14 protein-coding genes are annotated in these 18,646 nt (G+C 67.7%); 5 read left to right on the top strand and 9 right to left on the bottom strand.

The window, feature by feature from the left end:
* The first annotated feature begins 47 nt into the window (after positions 1–47).
* Positions 48–1,685, top strand: coding sequence for a phospholipase D family protein (locus AC07VS_RS14900; RefSeq protein ID WP_494751337.1), 1,638 nt, complete (start codon positions 48–50; stop codon positions 1,683–1,685).
* A gap of 28 nt (positions 1,686–1,713) precedes the next feature.
* On the opposite strand, the gene AC07VS_RS14895 is transcribed toward AC07VS_RS14900, so the two are convergent.
* Positions 1,714–2,823 (bottom strand): BMP family ABC transporter substrate-binding protein, encoded by a 1,110-nt coding sequence (locus AC07VS_RS14895; RefSeq protein WP_492347866.1) that lies wholly within the window; start codon positions 2,821–2,823, stop codon positions 1,714–1,716.
* 160 nt (positions 2,824–2,983) lie between these two features.
* Here AC07VS_RS14895 and AC07VS_RS14890 point away from each other — a divergent pair, with 160 nt between their 5' ends.
* Entirely contained in the window at positions 2,984–4,210 is a 1,227-nt protein-coding gene (locus AC07VS_RS14890; RefSeq protein WP_492347865.1) for an MFS transporter, read from the top strand.
* On the opposite strand, the gene AC07VS_RS14885 is transcribed toward AC07VS_RS14890, so the two are convergent.
* Positions 4,203–5,117, bottom strand: coding sequence for a LysR substrate-binding domain-containing protein (locus AC07VS_RS14885; RefSeq protein WP_494751336.1), 915 nt, complete (start codon positions 5,115–5,117; stop codon positions 4,203–4,205). The two genes, AC07VS_RS14890 and AC07VS_RS14885, sit on opposite strands and share 8 nt — an antisense overlap.
* Positions 5,118–5,197: 80 nt before the next feature.
* On the opposite strand from AC07VS_RS14885, the gene AC07VS_RS14880 reads away from it, so the two are divergent.
* Positions 5,198–6,484, top strand: coding sequence for an MFS transporter (locus AC07VS_RS14880; protein WP_494751335.1), 1,287 nt, complete (start codon positions 5,198–5,200; stop codon positions 6,482–6,484).
* Here the strand turns inward: AC07VS_RS14880 and AC07VS_RS14875 are convergent.
* The 7 genes from AC07VS_RS14875 to AC07VS_RS14845 form a co-directional block, all read right to left on the bottom strand.
* A complete protein-coding gene (locus AC07VS_RS14875; protein ID WP_492347862.1) occupies positions 6,478–7,530 on the bottom strand; it encodes an adenosine deaminase in 1,053 nt (350 codons plus the stop codon). The two genes, AC07VS_RS14880 and AC07VS_RS14875, sit on opposite strands and share 7 nt — an antisense overlap.
* A 104-nt stretch (positions 7,531–7,634) precedes the next feature.
* On the bottom strand, positions 7,635–8,615 hold the full coding sequence (locus AC07VS_RS14870; protein WP_494751334.1) for an aromatic ring-hydroxylating dioxygenase subunit alpha: 981 nt from the start codon (positions 8,613–8,615) through the stop codon (positions 7,635–7,637).
* A gap of 93 nt (positions 8,616–8,708) precedes the next feature.
* Positions 8,709–9,866: a BMP family ABC transporter substrate-binding protein gene (locus AC07VS_RS14865; RefSeq protein ID WP_492347860.1), complete on the bottom strand. Its 1,158-nt coding sequence runs from the start codon at positions 9,864–9,866 to the stop codon at positions 8,709–8,711.
* 88 nt (positions 9,867–9,954) lie between these two features.
* Positions 9,955–10,875: an ABC transporter permease gene (locus AC07VS_RS14860; protein WP_492347859.1), complete on the bottom strand. Its 921-nt coding sequence runs from the start codon at positions 10,873–10,875 to the stop codon at positions 9,955–9,957.
* The gene (locus AC07VS_RS14855; RefSeq protein ID WP_494656962.1) at positions 10,875–11,954 is read right to left on the bottom strand and encodes an ABC transporter permease; all 1,080 of its coding nucleotides are present in this window, start codon (positions 11,952–11,954) and stop codon (positions 10,875–10,877) included. Before AC07VS_RS14855 ends, AC07VS_RS14860 begins: the two co-directional genes overlap by 1 nt.
* Positions 11,941–13,533 carry an ABC transporter ATP-binding protein gene (locus AC07VS_RS14850; RefSeq protein ID WP_494656963.1) on the bottom strand — a complete coding sequence of 531 codons (1,593 nt, stop codon included), beginning with the start codon at positions 13,531–13,533 and terminating at the stop codon, positions 11,941–11,943. Before AC07VS_RS14850 ends, AC07VS_RS14855 begins: the two co-directional genes overlap by 14 nt.
* 58 nt (positions 13,534–13,591) lie before the next feature.
* On the bottom strand, positions 13,592–14,524 hold the full coding sequence (locus AC07VS_RS14845) for a LysR family transcriptional regulator (RefSeq protein ID WP_492347856.1): 933 nt from the start codon (positions 14,522–14,524) through the stop codon (positions 13,592–13,594).
* A 137-nt stretch (positions 14,525–14,661) separates the two neighbouring features.
* On the opposite strand from AC07VS_RS14845, the gene xdhA reads away from it, so the two are divergent.
* Together xdhA and xdhB are read left to right on the top strand one after the other, a co-directional pair.
* Positions 14,662–16,272, top strand: coding sequence for a xanthine dehydrogenase small subunit (xdhA, locus tag AC07VS_RS14840; RefSeq protein WP_494751333.1), 1,611 nt, complete (start codon positions 14,662–14,664; stop codon positions 16,270–16,272).
* A complete protein-coding gene (gene xdhB / locus AC07VS_RS14835; RefSeq protein WP_492347854.1) occupies positions 16,269–18,596 on the top strand; it encodes a xanthine dehydrogenase molybdopterin binding subunit in 2,328 nt (775 codons plus the stop codon). Before xdhA ends, xdhB begins: the two co-directional genes overlap by 4 nt.
* The last annotated feature ends 50 nt before the right edge of the window (positions 18,597–18,646 follow it).

Raw genomic sequence — 18,646 nt, 5'->3', positions numbered from 1 at the left:
GCGCGCCCTCCTTGCTGCAAAGTCCACGCTCAACAAGAACATTCTTCATGCCGACCCGACCTTTGACCCTTTGGCTGCTGCGCATCCTGAGCCCTGTGCTGGTGCTGGCGGCGTTGTCCGCCTGCTCCAGCCTGCCCAAGCCGCCGCCAGCCCCACCCACCCACGCCATCAAGGGGTTCGAGGACACACCGCTGGCCCGCATCACCCAGGCGCAGTTGCCCGATGACGGACGTTCTGGCTTTCTGCTTCAGCCCTACGGGCCCAACTCCTTCGCCACCCGGTTGGCCCTGTGCCGGCTGGCCACGCGCAGCCTGGATGTTCAGTATTACCTGCTGCAATCCGACCACACGGGCCGCACCCTGATGCGCGCCCTGCGCGATGCAGCCGCACGCGGGGTGCGCGTGCGCGTGCTGGTGGACGACCTGCACACGGCAGGTTCCGACGAGTTGCTGCTGGGCCTGGCGGCCCACCCCAACGTGGAGCTGAGGCTGTTCAACCCCTTCCCCAGCGGGCGCGGCCACCTGCTGACGCGCTTCATCAGCTCGGGGCTGGACATCGGTCGCGTGGACCGGCGCATGCACAACAAGCTGTTCGTGGCCGACAACGTGGCGGCGGTGGCGGGCGGGCGCAACATCGCCGACGAGTACATGGTCAATGCCGAGGGCAGCAACTTCATCGACATGGACACCTTCGTGGCGGGCCCGGCGGTGCGCGAACTCTCGCGCGCCTTTGACCTGTACTGGAACAGCGAGCACGTCTACCCCGTGGACCAGATCGCCTTCAGCCCACTGAGCCCTGAGCAACGCCGTGCCCAATTCGAACGCCTGACCGCCAAGACCCACCCGCCCACCGATACGGGACGGGTGCCGGACAACGGTCAGGTCGAGGACTCGGGCCTGGACCTGCCTTTTGACCACCTGCCACCGGCCCTGGTCCGCATGCTCAACCTGCCCTACGAGCTGGCCGAGGGCCGGCTGGGCCCCCTTCTTCAGGCCCAGGCCCGGGTGCTGGTCGACCCCTTGAGCAAGACCGAGGGCGTGAACGAGCACGAGCACTCCATCACCGGCACGGTGTTCGAGGGCACTTACCAGTGGTTCACCACCAGCCGCCAGTTGCTCAGGATGACCTCGCCCTACTTCGTGCCCGACGACACGGCCCTGCAATCCCTGGCCCACGCGCGCCAGCAGGGGGTGCGACTGCAACTGGTGACCAACGCGCTGGCGGCCACCGACGAGCCCTGGGTGCATGTGGGCTACTCGCGCCAGCGCCAGGCCTTGCTCAAGATGGGCGTCGAGATCTTCGAGATCAGCCCCAGCCTGAGCGCCAAGCGCCGGCGCCTGGGCGTGATCGGCAAGAGCCTGAGCGCCCTGCACATGAAGAGCGCCATCCTCGACCACCGCCAGGTGTTCCTCGGCTCGATGAACCTGGATCCGCGCTCGGTGCGCCTGAACACCGAACTGGGCCTGATCATCGACAGCCCCGAGATGGCCGCCCAACTGGAGGCCATGAGCGACCTCGCCAGCGTCTACCAGCTGCGTCTGGCGGCCGATGGACAAAGCATCGAATGGATCGAACGCAATGGCGAGGGCCAGGAGACGGTGCACTCCGAAGAGCCCGAAACCAGCCCCTGGCTGCGCTTCAAGCTCTGGCTGCTCGGGCCGCTGGTGCCCCTGGGCGAACTCTGAAGGTCGGGTGGATACCCCCGCTTGATCCTCAGCGCAGGCTGCCCTGCACGCCCTCGACCAGCCAGTTCAGATTCAGGATCTGTTCATCGCTCAAGGCCTGGCCGGGCTCAATCACGGTGTGCCCCTGGTTGTCGCGCACCGGCTGGGCACCGGCCTTGAAGGGCTGCAGCCGGCCAGCCGCCATGTCCTTCTGGCGCGCCAGCACCTCGTTTTGCACCGCCACGGGCACCTGGGGCCCAAAGTCGCCGACCCGGATCATGCCTTCGCGCACCCCGCCCCACAGGGCCGCGGGCTTCCAGCGGCCATCGGCCACCGCCTTCACCCGGGCGGTGTAGTAAGCCCCCCATTCGTGGGTCACGGCAAGGATCTGCGCCTGCGGCGCCACCTTGCGCATGTCCGAGTGGTAGGCCACCGCCAGCTTGCCGCGCTCCTGAGCCGCCGCCATCACCGCGGTCGAGCCGGTGTGGAAAGCCAGCACATCGGCGCCCTGGTTCATCAAGGTCATGGCCGCATCGCGCTCGCGCGGCGGGTCGAACCAGGCGTTGAGCCAGACCACCTTGACACGGGCCTGCGGATCGACCGAGCGCATGCCCAGCGTGAACGCGTTCAGCCCCTGCAAGACCTCGGGGATGGGGAAACCCGCCACATAGCCCGCCACATGGCTCTTGCTCATGCGGCCGGCCGCGATGCCGGCCAGGTAGCGGCCCTCGTAGTAGCGGGCATTGGCTACCGCCACATTGGCCGCCGTCTTGTAGCCCGTGATGGATTCGAACTTCACCTGTGGAAACTCGGCAGCCACCTTGAGCGTGGGCTCCATGTAGCCGAAGCTGGGCGTGAAGATGATCTGGTTTCCCTGCTGGGCCAGATCGCGGATCACGCGCTCGGCATCCGCACCCTCGGGCACATCCTGCACAAAAGTGGTCTTCACACGATCGCCCAGGGCGGCCTCAACCGCCAGGCGCCCCTGCTCGTGCTGGCGCACCCAGCCGGCCTCGGTGATGGGGGTCACATAGACGAAGGCGGCCTTGACAGGGGGCGCTGCGGGGGCCACCTGAGCAGCCGGGTGAACGACAAAGGGAATGGAAAAACAGGCGGCCAGGAGCGCACTGCGCCCCCTGGCGGCGAGGTTTTTGTACATGGTGTTCCTCGACATGGCCCCGGAATGCAAAAGCCCCAGCTGCCGGGACACCCGCTGGGGGCTGTGATTCTAAGGCCCGCCGGAAGTCCGCCCTGATCACGATGGCTGAGCCCGCAAAGCGGCAAGAGACAAGGGGGCCGCCGCCATGAACAATGCCCGCATGAACACACCACCCCCATCGGCCCAGGCCGGTTCAGCCCACTGGAAACGCAACCTCTGGGTCTGCATGTTCGGCTCTTTCACCACCATCGTGGCCATGACCTTGCTGCTGCCCTTTCTGCCCCTGTATGTGGAGCAACTGGGCGTGCATGACCCGGCCGCCATCGTGCAGTGGTCGGGGGCGGCCTATGCGGCCTCGTTTCTATCGGCCGCCCTGGTGGCGCCGCTTTGGGGCCGGCTGGCCGACCGCTACGGCCGCAAACTGATGCTGATCCGCGCCAGCCTGGGCATGGCCGTGGCCATGGCCCTGATCGGGCTGGCCAGCAACGTCTGGCAACTGGTGCTGCTGCGCCTGCTGGCCGGCTTTCTGGGCGGCTACGCCTCGGGTTCGACCGTCATGGTGGCCACCCAGACCCCCAAGGCCCAGTCGGGCTGGGCCCTGGGCACGCTGTCATCGGCCGTGATGGCAGGCAGCCTGGTCGGCCCGCTGGTGGGCGGCGTGCTGCCCCAGTGGATCGGCATCCGCTGGACCTTCTTTGCCGCCGGGGCCGTGATCTTCGTGGCCTTCATCGCCACCTGCACCCTGATCCGCGAAGACGTGCGCCCAGCGGCTCGGCCCGCCGCCGGCGCCCCCAGCCGCTGGCAGGCCATTCCGGATCGGCGCCCGCTGCTGGCCATGCTGTTCACCGGCATGCTGCTGATGCTGGCCAACATGTCGATCGAGCCCATCATCACCGTCTACGTGGCCACCCTGGTGCCCGACCCGGCCCAAGTCACCCTGCACGCGGGCCTGGTGATGTCAGCCGCCGCCCTGGGCAGCATCCTGTCCGCCTCGCACCTGGGGCGCCTGGCCGACCGGGTGGGCCACTGGAATGTGGTCATCGCCTGCCTGGTGGTGGCGGCCCTGCTGCTGCTGCCCCAGGCCTTCGTCACGGCCACGTGGCAACTGGTGGGGCTGCGCTTTCTCATGGGCCTGTCACTGGGCGGCCTGCTGCCCTGCATCGCCGCGGTGATCCGGCACAACGTGCCCGAAGGCACGGCCGGCCAGATGCTGGGTTACTCCACCTCGGCCCAGTACACGGGACAGGTCACCGGCCCCATGTTGGGCGGCTTGATCGGCGGCCACCTGGGCATGCGCTGGGTGTTCCTGGGCACCAGCGTGCTGTTGGCATGGGGGGCGGTGTGGAACTGGCGCACCCAAGGCCAGGTCCGCCCACCCGTCAAGTGATCGGCAGGGCCTCGCGCAGCAAGCGCGCCAGTTGCTCCACCACCGGCGAAACCGGGGCCTCACCCCGGTAAAGCACCAGGCTGATGTGGGGCAAGGCGGGCAGGCCGCAAGCCGCTGCGTCCAGTCTTTGCACACCGGGCGGGCAACCCAGGGCTGTGCGCACCGTCAACCCGAGCCCCGCCGAACTGGCCGCCCACAGGGCCGACAGGCTGGCGCTGGTAAAGGCATGACGCCAGGCCGTGCCTTGGGCATCCAGGGCCGCCATGGCCATGCGCCGCACCGGGCAGGGTTCGTCCAGCAGCACCAGGGGCAAGGGCTCATCACTGCACCAGCCAGCCGCATCGGCGCCCCACCAGGCGGGGCGCTCGGCCCCATGGGCATCGACCGGGCCAATCCAGAGCAGCGGCGTCTCCAGCCAGCGCTCGGCCCCTGGCAACCAGGGCTGATCCCCGGTCTCCCAGACCAGGGCCAGGTCCAGCAGGCCCTGGCTCAGCCGCTCGCGCAATCCAGCGCAACGCATCATGCTGGCCTCGATGCGCACCTGTGGGTGCGCCCGCGCAAAGCGCCCCAGCACCTGGGGCAGCAGCACCTCACCAAACTCCTCCTGCAGGCCCAGACGCACCTGGCCCTGCAGGTTCAAGCCCCGCAAGGCTGCGCCGGCTTCGTCGTTCAGGTCGATCAGGCGCTGTGCATAGGCCAGCAAGGTCTCGCCCGCCTCCGTCAGGGCCAGGCCGCGACCGGCCTTGCGAAACAGCACGGCCTCGGCCTGCGACTCCAGCTTCTTGAGTTGCGCACTCACCGCCGACGTCGAGCGGCCCAGGCGGTCGGCGGCCTTGGCATAGCTGCCCAGGCGCACGCCCGTCACGAAGGTGCGCAGCACGTCCAGGTCAAACAAGGCTTGAGGCATTTGATCGTCCCATTTTTCAAAACAATTGATCCTGAATTTTCTGATTTTCAAAATCATTGTGCCAGCCCACACTGCCGGCCATGTCCTACCTCCTTCCCCTGCCCCAACAAGCCCACCGCCCGCCAAAACACCGATGGAAGGTGCTTGCCGCCGGGGTGGCGGCCAATGCGGCCTTTTCAGTGGCCTTCAGCGGCTTGCCCATGACCGCCGTGCTGCTGCGCCAGGCCTACCAGCTCGACAACGCCTTGCTGGGGCTGATGCTGGGCTTGATGGGCCTGGGCATTGCGCTCAGCGAACTGCCCTGGGGCCTGCTGACCGACCGCCCGGTGCTGCTGGCAGGCCTGGGCAGCACGGCGTTGGCCTTGCTCGCTTTGGCCGGCTGGGCCACACCGGGTGCCCCTTTGTGGGGGCTGGGGGGCGGTCTGCTGGTCGTGGGTTTGCTGGGGGGCAGCGTCAACGGCGCCAGCGGCCGGGCCGTGATGGGCTGGTTTCCGGCCACCGAGCGTGGCATGGCCATGAGCATCCGCCAGACCGCTGTGCCCCTGGGCGGCGGCGTGGGGGCCTTGCTGCTGCCCTGGCTGGCCTGGCATGGCGGATTTGCCTGCCTGTTCGGGGTGCTGGCCGGCCTGTGTGGCGCCGCGGCCCTGTTGTGTGCGGCCTGGGTGCACGAGCCCGCCCCTGGGTCGGCCGGCTCCGCGCCAGCCCCTGCCAGCGCCGGCGCAACCCCCTGTACAGCGCCCCCGGGCGCCCTGCACGACCACCGGGTGTGGCGCCTGGCCACGGGCATCGGCCTGCTGTGCGCACCGCAGTTTGCCGTGATCTCTTTCGGTACCGTCTTCCTGCACGACTTTGGCGGCCTCAGCCTGCCGGCCTGCACCGGGGCCATGGCCCTGGTGCAGGTGGGCGCCATGGGCTTGCGGGTGTGGAGCGGCCGCTGGACCGATCGACAGGGCAACCGCCCGGCCTACCTGCGTGCCTGCGTCGGTGCGGTGATCGCGGTGTTCCTGGGTCTGGCGCTGCTGAGTGCGCTGCAACCGGCCTCGCCGGCCTCGCCGGGCGCCGGCTGGGGGCTGCCGGCCCTGGCGCTTCAACCGCTGCTGGCCGCCTGGCTGGTGTTGGCCGGCCTGGTGGTGTCGGCCTGGCACGGGGTGGCCTATGCCGAACTGGCCACCCTGGCCGGGGCCCGCCAGTCGGGCACGGCACTCGGCCTGGCCAACACCTGGGTGTTTGTCGTGTGCTTTGTCACGCCCAGCGTGCTGCCGGGCCTGCTGCAGTGGCAGGGCTGGCCTGCAGTGTGGCTGGCCGCCAGCATCTGCGCGGCCTTGGCCGGCCCCTTGCTGTTGCGGCCCCGGGGCGAGGTTCAGTAATCGTTTTCCGAGAAGCTCAGAAACACGTCCTTGAGCTGATGCTCCCAGGCATGACGCTGGGCTTCGGTGACAAAGCTGGCCTCGAAGCTGTTGCGTGCCAGCGTGTAGGCATGGTGGGCGTCCAGCCCGGTGGCGGCGAAGGTCTGCACGAAGTTGTCGTTCAGGTAACCGCCAAAGTAGGCCGGGTCGTCCGAATTGACGGTGGCTACCAGACCCGCATCGAGCAGTTGGCGCAGGTTGGAACTGGCCAGGTCCGGGAACACGCACAGCTTGACGTTGGAGAAGGGGCACACGGTCAGCGGGATCCGGTCCTGGGCCAGGCGCTGCATCAGGGCCGGGTCTTGCAAGGCCTGGACACCATGGTCGATGCGTTCGACCTTGAGCACATCGAGGGCGCTCCAGATGTAGGCCGGCGGGCCTTCCTCGCCGGCATGGGCGACCAGGCGCAGGCCCAGTTCGCGGCAGCGCGCAAACACGCGGGCAAACTTTTCGGGCGGGTGCCCAAGCTCGCTCGAATCGAGGCCCACGCCGATGAAACGGTCGCGCCAGGGCAAGGCCTGCTCCAGCGTGGCCAGGGCGTCGTCCTCGCTGAGGTGGCGCAGAAAGCACAGAATCAGCGAGGCATCCACCCCCAGCTGGCTGGCCGCGTCGGTGCAGGCCCGGTGCAGACCGCCGATCACGGTGGCCATGGGCACGCCGCGGGCCGTGTGGGTCTGCGGGTCAAAGAACAGCTCGGCATGCACCACGTGGTCGGCGGCGGCCCGTTGCAGGTAAGCCCAGGCCATGTCGTAGAAATCCTGCTCTTGCAGCAGCACGCTGGCGCCAGCGTAGTAGATGTCGAGAAAGCTCTGCAGGTTGGTGAAGGCATAAGCCCGGCGCAGGCTTTCGACATCGGCATAGGGCAGGCTCACGCCATTGCGCTGGGCCAGGGCGAAGATCAGCTCAGGCTCGAGCGAGCCCTCGATGTGGATGTGCAGCTCGGCCTTGGGCATGCGACGCAGCAGCTCGGGTAAGCGAGCCGGTGCGATGTGGGGAATCTTGAACATGGGGGCCTTCCGGGAAGTTTGAAGTTTTTTACCACAGCGCCCAGGTGGCAACAGAGCGTTTTCCCGCCCTGCCACCCAGGCACCTGCGCTGGCTTTGCGCTGGGTCAGATCACGCCGAAGCGCACCCCACGGCGGGCCAGCATGCGGCGATAGGCCACCGACACGCGGTCAGTGGCGGCATGGCGCTCAGCCTGCAGGTCCAGCGGCAGCCGCTTGGGGGTCTGCGATTCGAGCACCGGCTGATCCTGGGTGAAGATGGTGTGCTGAAAAGCCGTCAGCTTCTCATCGGGCGAATCGAAGTCGGCCACCGCCAGACGGAACCAGACCCGGCTGGACTCAGGCGTGACGGGGCAGATGTAGAGCGCAATCGACTCACGCCACCCGGCCACTGTCGTGGTCCCGGCCTCGGGCACCTTGGTCAGCAACGCGCAATAGGGGTCGGTCACCTCGTAGCTGTATTCCACCTGAGCCGGCGCGGTGGAGTGCAGATTGGACTGAGGCTGCCAGGCTTTGCAGCCCGTGGCACGCAGGCCGCGGTCGGTGTCCTGCACCTCGTAGGCATCGATCTCGGGCCGTGCGCGCAGGCCCAGCCAGCCCTCGTGCACAAATGAGAAATGCGCCATGTCCAGGAAGTTCTCGACGATGCGTGGGGCGCTGGCCGCCACGTCGTAGGGCCCGCAGTTCATCTTGCGCAGGCCCGCATCGGCTTCGGCCTCGAACGGGGGCAGGCCTGGGTCGTCTCCCGAGCTGTCAAGCCGCACCCAGACCAGGCCATGGGCTTCGCGGCAGGCATGGATGGTGGCGCAGTGCGAGGCCGGCGGGGTGAACTCAGGCAGGGCCGGCACTTGCACACAGCGCCCGCGTGACTCGAACTGCCAGCCATGGTAGGGGCATTCCAGCCGACCATCGCGCACCTGCCCGAGCGACAAGCGGGCCCCCCGATGCGGACAGCGATCCGTCCAGGCCTGCAGCGTGCCATCAGCGGCCCGCCACAACACCAGCGATTGCTCCAACAGCGTCACCGCCACCGGGCCGGCCTGCACCACGCTGGTCAGTGCCACCGGGTGCCAAAGTGTCTTTTCCATTGCAACTCCAGAACTTTTCAACGCCCCAATCAAAAAGAGCTGCCCAGGGGCAGCTCTTGAGACCCCGGGGCGCTCACCCCGGGAGGCTTGGGCTTACTTCTTGTCGCCGCCGGGCACCTTGCCTTCCACGCCCTTGACGTAGAAGTTGATGCCACCGAGGAACTTGTCGTCGGCCACTTCGTCCTTCTTCAGCAGTTCCTTGCCGGCCTGGTCCTTGATCGGGCCCTTCCAGATCGCGAAGCTGCCGTCGGTCAGGCCCTTCTTGATCTCGTCGATCTTGGCCTTGGTTTCAGCGGGCACGTCTTCGGCAATCGACACCAGGTCGATCGCGCCTTCCTTCACACCCCACCAGCTTTGGCCGGTTTCCCACTTGCCTTCGAGCACGTCCTTGGTGGCCTTGATGTAGTACGGGCCCCAGTTGATCACCGACGAAGCCAGGTGGGCCTTGGGGCCGTAGGCGGTCATGTCGGAATCCCAGCCGAAGGCGCGCTTGCCTTTTTCTTCGGCGGTCTTGAGCACGGCCGGCGAGTCGGTGTTCTGGAACAGGATGTCGGCGCCGCCGTTGATCAGGGCGGTGGCGGCTTCGGTTTCCTTGGGCGGGCTGAACCACTCGTTGACCCACACCACCTTGGTCTTGATCTTCGGGTTCACGCTCTGGGCACCCAGGGTGAAGCTGTTGATGTTGCGGATCACCTCAGGGATCGGCACCGAGCCCACCACGCCCAGCGTGTTGGTCTTGGTCATGGCGCCGGCGATCACGCCAGCCATGTAGGCGCCTTCGTAGGTGCGGCTGTCGTAGGTGCGCATGTTGGGCGCGGTCTTGTAGCCGGTGGCATGTTCAAACTTGACGTCCGGGGTATCGGCGGCCACCTTGAGCATGGTTTCCATGTAGCCAAAGGTGGTGCCGAAGATCAGCTTGTTGCCCTGGCCGGCCATGTCGCGCAACACGCGCTCGGCGTCGGCCGATTCAGGCACGCTTTCCACGAACGAGGTCTGGACCTTGTCACCGAATTCTTTTTCGAGCGCCTTGCGGCCGTTGTCATGGGCAAAGGACCAGCCGCCGTCACCCACCGGGCCGACGTAGGCGAAGGCGATCTTCAGCGGCTCGGGCTTGGGAGCCGGTGCTGCGGCCGGAGCCGGTGCGGGCGCCGGTGCCGGTTCTTCCTTCTTGCCGCAACCCACCAGGGCCGCTGCGGCAACCGCAGACAGGGCGGCTACCTTGAGCAGGGAGCGTTTGTTCAGGTCAGTCATGTCTAATCCTTGTTGAGGTCGGTGACGAGGGTTGAAAAATTGATTATCCAGTCAGGAAAAACAAAACAGCAAGACCTTTGTCCCGGCCTCAAGCACCGGGATAAAAAGGTTTGCCCAGCGATGCCGGCATGTTCACGCGGATCCAGGCCGGGTTGCGCGAGATCAGGGCCAGCACCACCACGGTGGCGAGATAGGGCAGCATGCTCAGGATCTGGCTGGGCACGTTGACCCCCACCCCCTGCAGATGAAACTGCAGCATGGTGACGCCACCGAACAGATAAGCCCCAAGCAACACCCGTGCCGGGCGCCAGGTGGCGAAGGTGGTCAGGGCCAGGGCGATCCAGCCGCGGCCGGCCACCATGCCCTCCACCCACAGCGGGGTGTAGGAGATCGAGATGAAGGCGCCGGCCAGACCGCACAGCGCCCCGCCCACCACCACCGCGCCCAGCCGGATGCGCCGCACCGGGTAACCCAGCGCGTGGGCCGACTCGGGCGACTCGCCCACCGAGCGCAACACCAGGCCGGCGCGCGAGCGGTACAGGAACCAGCTCAGGGCCAGCATCATTGCGATGGCCCCATAAACCAGCGGGTGCTGACGGAACAGGGCCTGGCCCAGCAGCGGGATGTCACCCAGCAGCGGGATCGAGAACTGCGGCCGCTCGGGCAGCTTGGCCTGCACGTAGTTGATGCCGGCAAAAGCCGAAAAGCCCACGCCGAACAGGCTCAGGGCCAGGCCGGTGGCGTATTGATTGGTGTTGAGCCAGATCACCAGCACACCGAACAGCGCCGCCAGCAAGGCCCCTGCGCCCATGCCGGCGGCAAAGCCCAGCCAGTCGCTGCCGGTGTGCGACACGGTGGCAAAACCGGCGATGGCCGCGCACAGCATCAGGCCCTCGGCGCCCAGGTTGACGATGCCGGCCTTTTCGTTGATCAGCAGGCCCAGGGCCGCAATGGCCAGCACGGTGCCCGCATTCAGCGTGGCCCCCAGAAGCAATGCATAGGACTCCATCAGCGGGCCCCTCCTGTGGAACGCGTGGTGACAAAACGGACCCGGTACGCAATCAGCGTGTCACAAGCCAGCAAAGAGAACAGCAGCAAACCCTGGAACACGCCGGTCAGCGACTTGGGCAGGCCCAGGCGCGACTGCGCCAGCTCGCCACCGATGTAGAACATGCTCATCAAGATGGCCGAGAACACCATGCCCACCGGGTGCAGGCGCCCCACATAGGCCACGATGATGGCGGCAAAGCCGTAGCCCGCCGGCACATAGGGCGTGAGCTGACCGATCGGGCCCGCCACTTCCAGGGCTCCGGCCAGGCCGGCCGCGCCACCCGACACCAGCAACGCCAGCCACAGGGCCTTGCGGGACGAAAAACCCGCGTAGCGCGCCGCGGCCGGGGCCAAGCCGCCCACCTGCTGGGCAAAGCCCGCCTTGGTGCGGAACAGAAACACCCACAGCGCCGCCGAGCCGGCCAAGGCGATCAGCAGCCCCACGCTGACGCGTGAGCCTTTCATGAGGCGCGGGATCTGGGTCGCTGCGTCAAACATGCGGGTCTGCGGAAAGTTGTAGCCTGCCGGGTCTTTCCAGGGGCCAAACACGAGGTAACTGAGCAGTTGCACCGCCACGTACACCAGCATCAGGCTGACCAGGATCTCGCTGGCATTGAAACGGTCACGCAGCAGGGCCGTGATGCCGGCCCACACCATGCCGCCCACCACGCCGGCCAGCAGGATGGGGACGATGATCCAGCTGCCCGTGCCCTTGTCGGCCAGCAGCGCGACGCCGCCCGCGGCCAGGGCCCCGATCACAAACTGGCCCTCGGCCCCGATGTTCCAGACGTTGGAGCGGTAGCACACCGCCAGGCCCAGGGCGATCAGCAGCAGCGGCGTGGCCTTGACCATCAGCTCGCCGATGGCATAGGCGCTTTTCAGCGGCTCCCAGAAGAACACCTGCAGCCCACGCAGCGGGTCTTTGCCCAGCAGCATGAACAAAGCCACGCCGATCAGCACGGTGATGGCCAGGGCCAACAAGGGCGAGCCCAGGCCCCACCAGCGCGAGGCCTGCGGCCGGGGTTCAAGCTTGAACATGGCTCACCTCCGCTGCGGCGCCGTCGGCCTGGTCCAGTTCGGCCAGGTGGGCCTGCACGTCTTCATTCCAGAGTCCGCTCATCCATTCGCCTATCTTTTCCACTGTGGCCTGGGTGCGCGCCACCGAGGGCGACAGACGGCCCTTGGCGATCACATGCAGGCGGTCACTGATCTCAAACAACTCGTCCAGCTCTTCGCTCACCACCAGCACCGCGCAGCCGGCATCGCGCAGGGCCAGGATCTCGCCACGGATCTGGGCCGCAGCCCCCACATCCACCCCCCAGGTGGGTTGCGAGACGATCAGCAGCCGGGGCTTGGCGTCGATCTCGCGCCCCACGATGAACTTCTGCAGATTGCCGCCCGACAGCGACTTGGCCGCCGCCTGAGGCCCACCGGCCTTGACGTTGAAGCGACGAATGATGTCGGCCGCCTGCGCCTCCAGCGCCCCCAGCTTCAGCCAGCCGCCACGGCCCACGGCATCGTTGCGGGTCAGCAGCAGGTTGTGCGCCAGGCCCATGGTGGGCACGGCCCCGCGGCCCAGGCGCTCCTCAGGCACAAAATGCAGGCCCAGCGCGCGACGGCGCTGGGGCGGCAACTGGCCGGCCGCCTGGCCGGCGACGGTGATGGAGGCCGGCGCGGCGCGCGTGTCTTCGCCCGAAAGGGCGTACAGCAACTCCTGTTGGCCATTGCCCGAGACGCCGGCAATGCCCACCACCTCACCCGCACGCACGTCGAGGTTCACGTCGATCAGGTCAACCCCAAACTGGTCCTGGCGCGGCAGCGACAGGCCCGACACCCCCAGCACCGTGGCCCCCAGTTTGGCGGGACGGTGCTCCAGGGCCGGTGGCTCGGCCCCGATCATCAGGCGCGACAGCGAGGCGTTCGACTCTTCCGCCGGCTTGCAAACCCCGGTCACCTTGCCGCCACGCAGCACGGTGCAGGCCGTGCAGAGTTCACGGATCTCATGCAGCTTGTGGCTGATGTAGAGGATGCTGCAGCCTTCGGCCGCCAGTTTCTTGAGCACCACAAACAGCTTCTCGACCGCTTGCGGGGTCAGCACCGAGGTGGGTTCGTCCAGGATCAGCAGTTTGGGGTCGGTCAGCAGGGCGCGGATGATCTCCACCCGCTGCATCTCGCCCACCGACAGGGTGTGCACCGGGCGGCTGGGGTCGATGTCCAGCCCGTATTCAGAGGCCTTCTGGGTGATGCGGCGCGTCACTTCAGCCAGCTTGAAGTGCTTGTCCAGGCCCAGCCACACGTTTTCGGCCACGGTCAGGGTGTCGAACAGGCTGAAATGCTGGAACACCATGCTGATGCCCAGGGCCCGAGCCTCCTGCGGGTTGCGCACGTTCACGGGCTGCCCATTGAACAGCACCGAGCCCTCATCGGGCTTGACCGAGCCGTAGATGATTTTCATCAGGGTCGACTTGCCGGCCCCGTTCTCACCCAGCACGGCATGGGTTTCGCCAGGCAGCACGGTCAACGAGACCCCGCTGTTGGCCACCACCGAGGGGTAGCGCTTGGTGATGCCCTGCAGCACCAGGCGGGCGCTGGGCGGGGGGGAAGCGTGCGTGTTCATGCCGCGGATTTTCTCAAAGTTTGGCGGGTCACAAGGGGCTCCTGTGGGGGATGGGTTGCTATTCTTTTCGAAGCGAGGCGGCCACTGACTTGACCCGGTCGCGCAGCCAGGCCGCCGCCACCGAGGTGTGCGTGCGTTCGTGCCAGAGCTGGTAATACATCAGCCGCGGAAAAGACACCGGGCAGGGCAGGATGCGCAGCGGGTAGCGGTCCACAAAGCGCTCGCAGAATTGGCGGCCCGTGGTCAGCACCAGCAGGCTCGAGGCCACCATGGCCGGGATCAGGCTGAAATGCGCACAGCGCGCCGTGATCTGGCGCTGGATGCCCAGGGTGTCGAGGTGATCGTCGATCACGCCCCGCGCACCGGGGTGGGTGGGCGTGGGGGCAATGTGTTCAGAGGCCAGCCAGGCCGCCTGGTCCCAACCCCGGCGCACCGCCGGGTGCTCGGCCGCCACCAGGCACACCACCTCGTCGCCGAACAGGCGGCCCATGTGCAGGTCGTCAGGCGGTTTGGGCCAGTTGCCGATCACCACATCGAGCTGGCCCTGGGCCAGGTGGGCGTGGTAGTGGGTATCGGCCGACAGCGGATGGATCTCGATCTGGCAGAACGGCGCCTGCACCTTGATCTGCGACACCAACTGAGGCAGGAACAGCGGATCGAGGTAATCGCTCGCGGCCACCCGGAAGGTGTTGCTCGCCGTGCGCGGGTCAAAGCCACGCACATCGGTGAACAGCACCTCGGCCGCCCGCAGGATGCTGGCAGCCGGCTCCACCATGCGCAGGCCGGCGTCGGTGGGTGTCATGCCCGAACCCGAGCGCACCAGCAGCGGATCATCGGCCAGATCACGCAGGCGCTTCAGCGCCGCCGAGACGGCGGGCTGGTGCATGCCCAGACGGATGGCGGCGCGAGAAACGCTGCGTTCGGTTAACACGGTGTGCAAGACCCTTATCAAGTGGAGGTCTATCTTGTCGAAAAGGGCTTGGTCTCTCATAGCAGGGGCTGCATTCTTGTCATACGTCAACGCTTATGCTGGCGACCGTGGCTCGCCCTACCCTCTGAACCAGACGGCAGTCACCCAGGGGATTTCCCCAGGCCGCCAAACACCACTCCAGGGATCACACACCACCCATGCAACACAGACCGATTCGCTTTCTGCGCCGTGGCCAGCTTGTCTCGCTGGGCAATGTAACACCCACTCACACCCTGCTGGAACTGCTCAGGGAAGACCTGCACTGCACGGGCACCAAGGAAGGCTGCGGCGAAGGCGATTGCGGCGCCTGCACCGTGGTGCTGGGCGAGCTGGACCCAGCGCAAGGCCCTGATGCAATCAAATACCGTGCCATCAACAGCTGCATCCGCCTGGCCCACTCGATCGACGGCATGGCCCTCTGGACCGCCGAGGACCTGGCACAGGACCCACTGATCCAGCCCGAGGCCCCGGCCGGCGATGAGCCCCCCACCGACAACGCCTTGCATCCGGTGCAGCAGGCCCTGGTGCAGTGCCACGGCTCGCAATGCGGCTTCTGCACCCCAGGCTTCGTGATGAGCCTGTTCGGCCTGTACCAGAACCAGGTCTGCCAGCAGGGCCAGCCCGTCAGCCGGGCCCAGGCGGTGGAGGCGCTGTCGGGCAATCTGTGCCGCTGCACCGGCTACCGCCCGATCTTCGATGCCGCCGAGAGCATGGCCGACCTGCCGCGCCGGCGCGTGGATGAGGCGGCGCTGGCACGCCAGTTGCGCGCGCTGCAAGCAGAACCGACCCGCGACGACGCTGCCCCCACCTACCTGGCCCCCACGTCATTGCAGGCCTTGTTGCAAGCGCGCCAGGCGCACCCGCAGGCCCAGGTGGTGGCCGGCTGCACCGATGTGGGGCTGTGGGTGACCAAACAGCACCGCCAGTTCGAGCAGGTGCTGGACGTGACCCGCGCGGCCGAGCTGCGACGCGTCGAGCCCTACCCTCACCACATCGCCATCGGTGCGGCCGTGCCGCTGGCCGATGCCTTTGCCGCGCTGGAGGCCGACCGCCCCGGCCTGCATGGCTTTGCCGCCCGCTTCGCCGGCCTGCCGGTGCGCAATTCGGGCACGCTGGGCGGCAACGTGGCCAACGGCTCGCCCATCGGCGACTCGATGCCGCTGCTGATCGCCCTGGGCGCCAACGTGGTGCTGATGCGCTGGGAGCCGGCCCAGGGCAGGCGCCCGGGCCGCATCGTGCACCGTGAAATGCCGCTCGAATCGCTCTACACCGGCTACCGCCAGAACGTGATGCGCCCCGACGAACTGCTGGCCTGGATCAAGGTGCCCCGGCCCCGACCCGGCGAATTGCTGCGCGCCTACAAGATCTCCAAACGGCAGGACGACGACATCTCGGCCGTCTGCCTCGTGCTGCGGCTGCACCTGGCCCATGGTGAGGCCGGTAGCGTGGTGCAAAGTGCCTCTGTCGGCGTGGGCGGCGTGGCCGCCACCCCGGTGCGGGCCCGCGCCACCGAGGCCGCGCTGAACGGCCAGCCCTGGACCGAGGCCACCGTGGCCGCGGCCACCGAGGTGCTGCGCGGCGAGTTCTCGCCCATCTCCGACATGCGCGCCAGCAGTGCCTACCGCCGCGAGGTGCTGGGCAACCTGCTGCGCCGCCTGTGGCTGGACAGCCAGGGCCTGCAGACCGTGGAGCTGCAGCGCCTGGACCCGGCCGCCCTAGACTCCCTGCCCCCCCTGCCTGATTCCGTGACCCCGAAGGAGGCCGCATGAACGCCCGCCCCCACGTCCCCCCCCACACAGCGCCCCAGACACTGGCCGCCGGCCGCTCCCAGCAACACGAAAGCGCTGCCGCCCAAGTGGCCGGTGCCGCCACCTACATCGACGACCTGCCCGAGGTGCGCGGCACCCTGCACGCCGCGCCCATCCTGTCGCCCGTGGCCCATGGCCGCCTGCGCGGGCTGGACACCCGCGCCGCCCTGGCCGTGCCCGGCGTGCACGACGTGATCGTGTCGGCCGATGTGCCCGGCGACAAGCTGCTGGCGGCCTTTGCCCATGACGAGCCGGTGTTCGCCTTCGACACCGTGCAGCACGTGGGCCAGGTGATCGGTCTGGTGGTGGCCGACAGCGTGATGGCGGCCCGCCGCGCCGCCCGCCTGGTGAAGGCCGACATCGAGGCCCTGCCCGCAGTGCTGACGCCGCGCGCCGCGCACGCGGCCAAGCGCTATGTGTTGCCCCCGGTCACGGTGCGCCGCGGCGAGCCCGAAGCCGCCTTGCAAGGCGCCCTGCACACCCTGAGCGGCAGCCTCGAAGTGGGCGGGCAAGAGCACTTCTACCTGGAAGGCCAGATCGCCTACGCCCTGCCGCTGGAACAGCACCAGTGGTGGATCTACTCCAGCACCCAGCACCCCGGCGAGGTGCAACACTGGGTGGCCCACGCCCTGGGCCTGGCCAACCACGATGTGCGGGTCGAATGCCGGCGCATGGGCGGGGGCTTTGGCGGCAAAGAGACCCAGGCCGGCCATCTGGCGGTGTGGGCCGCGGTGGCCGCCAACAAGCTCAAGCGCCCGGTCAAGCTGCGCCTGGACCGCGATGACGACTTCATGGTCACCGGCAAGCGCCACCCCTTTGCCTACGACTACACGGTCGGCTTTGACGAGCGCGGCCGCCTGTGCGGCCTCCAGCTGCAGATGCTGGCCAACTGCGGCTTCAGCGCCGACCTCAGCGGGCCGGTGGCTGACCGCGCCATCTTCCATGCCGACAACGCCTACTTTCTCGAAGACGTCGAGATCGTCTCGTACCGTTGCAAGACCAACACCCAAAGCCACACCGCGTTCCGCGGCTTCGGCGGCCCGCAGGGCGTGATCGTGATCGAGAGCATCCTGGGCGACATCGCGCGCCACCTGGGGCTGGACCCGCTCGATGTGCGGCGCGCCAATCTTTACGGCATCGACGAACGCAACGTCACCCACTACCAGATGACGGTCGAGGACAACATCCTTGACCCGCTGATGAGCCGCCTGGAACAGACCGCCCGGTACCGCGAGCGCCGCCAGGCGATTGCCGCCTGGAACGCCCGCGAGCCGGTGCTCAAGCGTGGGCTGGCCATCACGCCGGTGAAGTTCGGCATCTCCTTCACCGCCACCCTGTTCAACCAGGCCGGAGCCCTGGTGCACGTGTACACCGACGGCAGCGTGCTGGTGAACCACGGCGGCACCGAAATGGGGCAAGGACTGCACACCAAAGTGGCGCAGATCGTGGCCGATGAACTGGGCGTGCGCTTCGAGACGGTGCGGGTGAGCGCCAGCGACACCGCCAAGGTGCCCAACGCCAGCGCCACCGCGGCCAGCAGCGGGACTGACCTGAATGGTCGGGCGGCCCAGTTCGCGGCCCGCCACGTGCGCGACAACCTGGCCAGCTTCGTCTGCGGGCTGGACGGCTGTGGCGCCGGGGCCATCCGCTTCATCGACGGGCAGGTGATCTCGCCCGTGGCCACCCGGCGTTTCGAGGATGTGGTGCAGATGGCCTATGCCAACCGCATCCAGCTGTGGAGCGACGGTTTCTACCGCACCCCCAAGATCCACTACGACAAGACCACGCTCACCGGGCGGCCCTTCTATTACTTCAGCTATGGCGCGGCTTGCACCGAGGTGGCCATCGACACCCTGACCGGCGAAAGCCGGGTGCTGAAGGTGGACATCCTGCACGACGTGGGCCACAGCATCAACCCGGCCATCGACATCGGCCAGATCGAGGGCGGCTTTGTGCAGGGCATGGGCTGGCTGACCACCGAGGAGTTGGTCTGGAACGACAAGGGCCACCTGGCCACCCACGCCCCCAGCACCTACAAGATCCCGGCCACCGGCGACATCCCGGCGCACTTCAAGGTGGACCTGTGGCCCGAACCCAACCGCGAAGACAACGTGCTGGGCAGCAAGGCCGTGGGCGAGCCCCCGTTCATGCTGGCCGTCAGTGTGTTCGAGGCGCTGAAGGACGCCCTGGCCCAGGCGCGCAGCCTGGCGGGGCGCCCGGGCCCGGTGCAGCTGGAGGCCCCGGCCACGGCAGAGCATGTGTTGCAGGCGCTGAACCTGCCTTGAAAATGCCGGGTGAGATCGACACGGGCATGGGCCTGTCAGGCCATGCAGAG

Source organism: Curvibacter sp. GW821-FHT01G03, from assembly GCF_059422285.1.
This window is presented reverse-complemented; position numbering and strand designations above follow the sequence as displayed.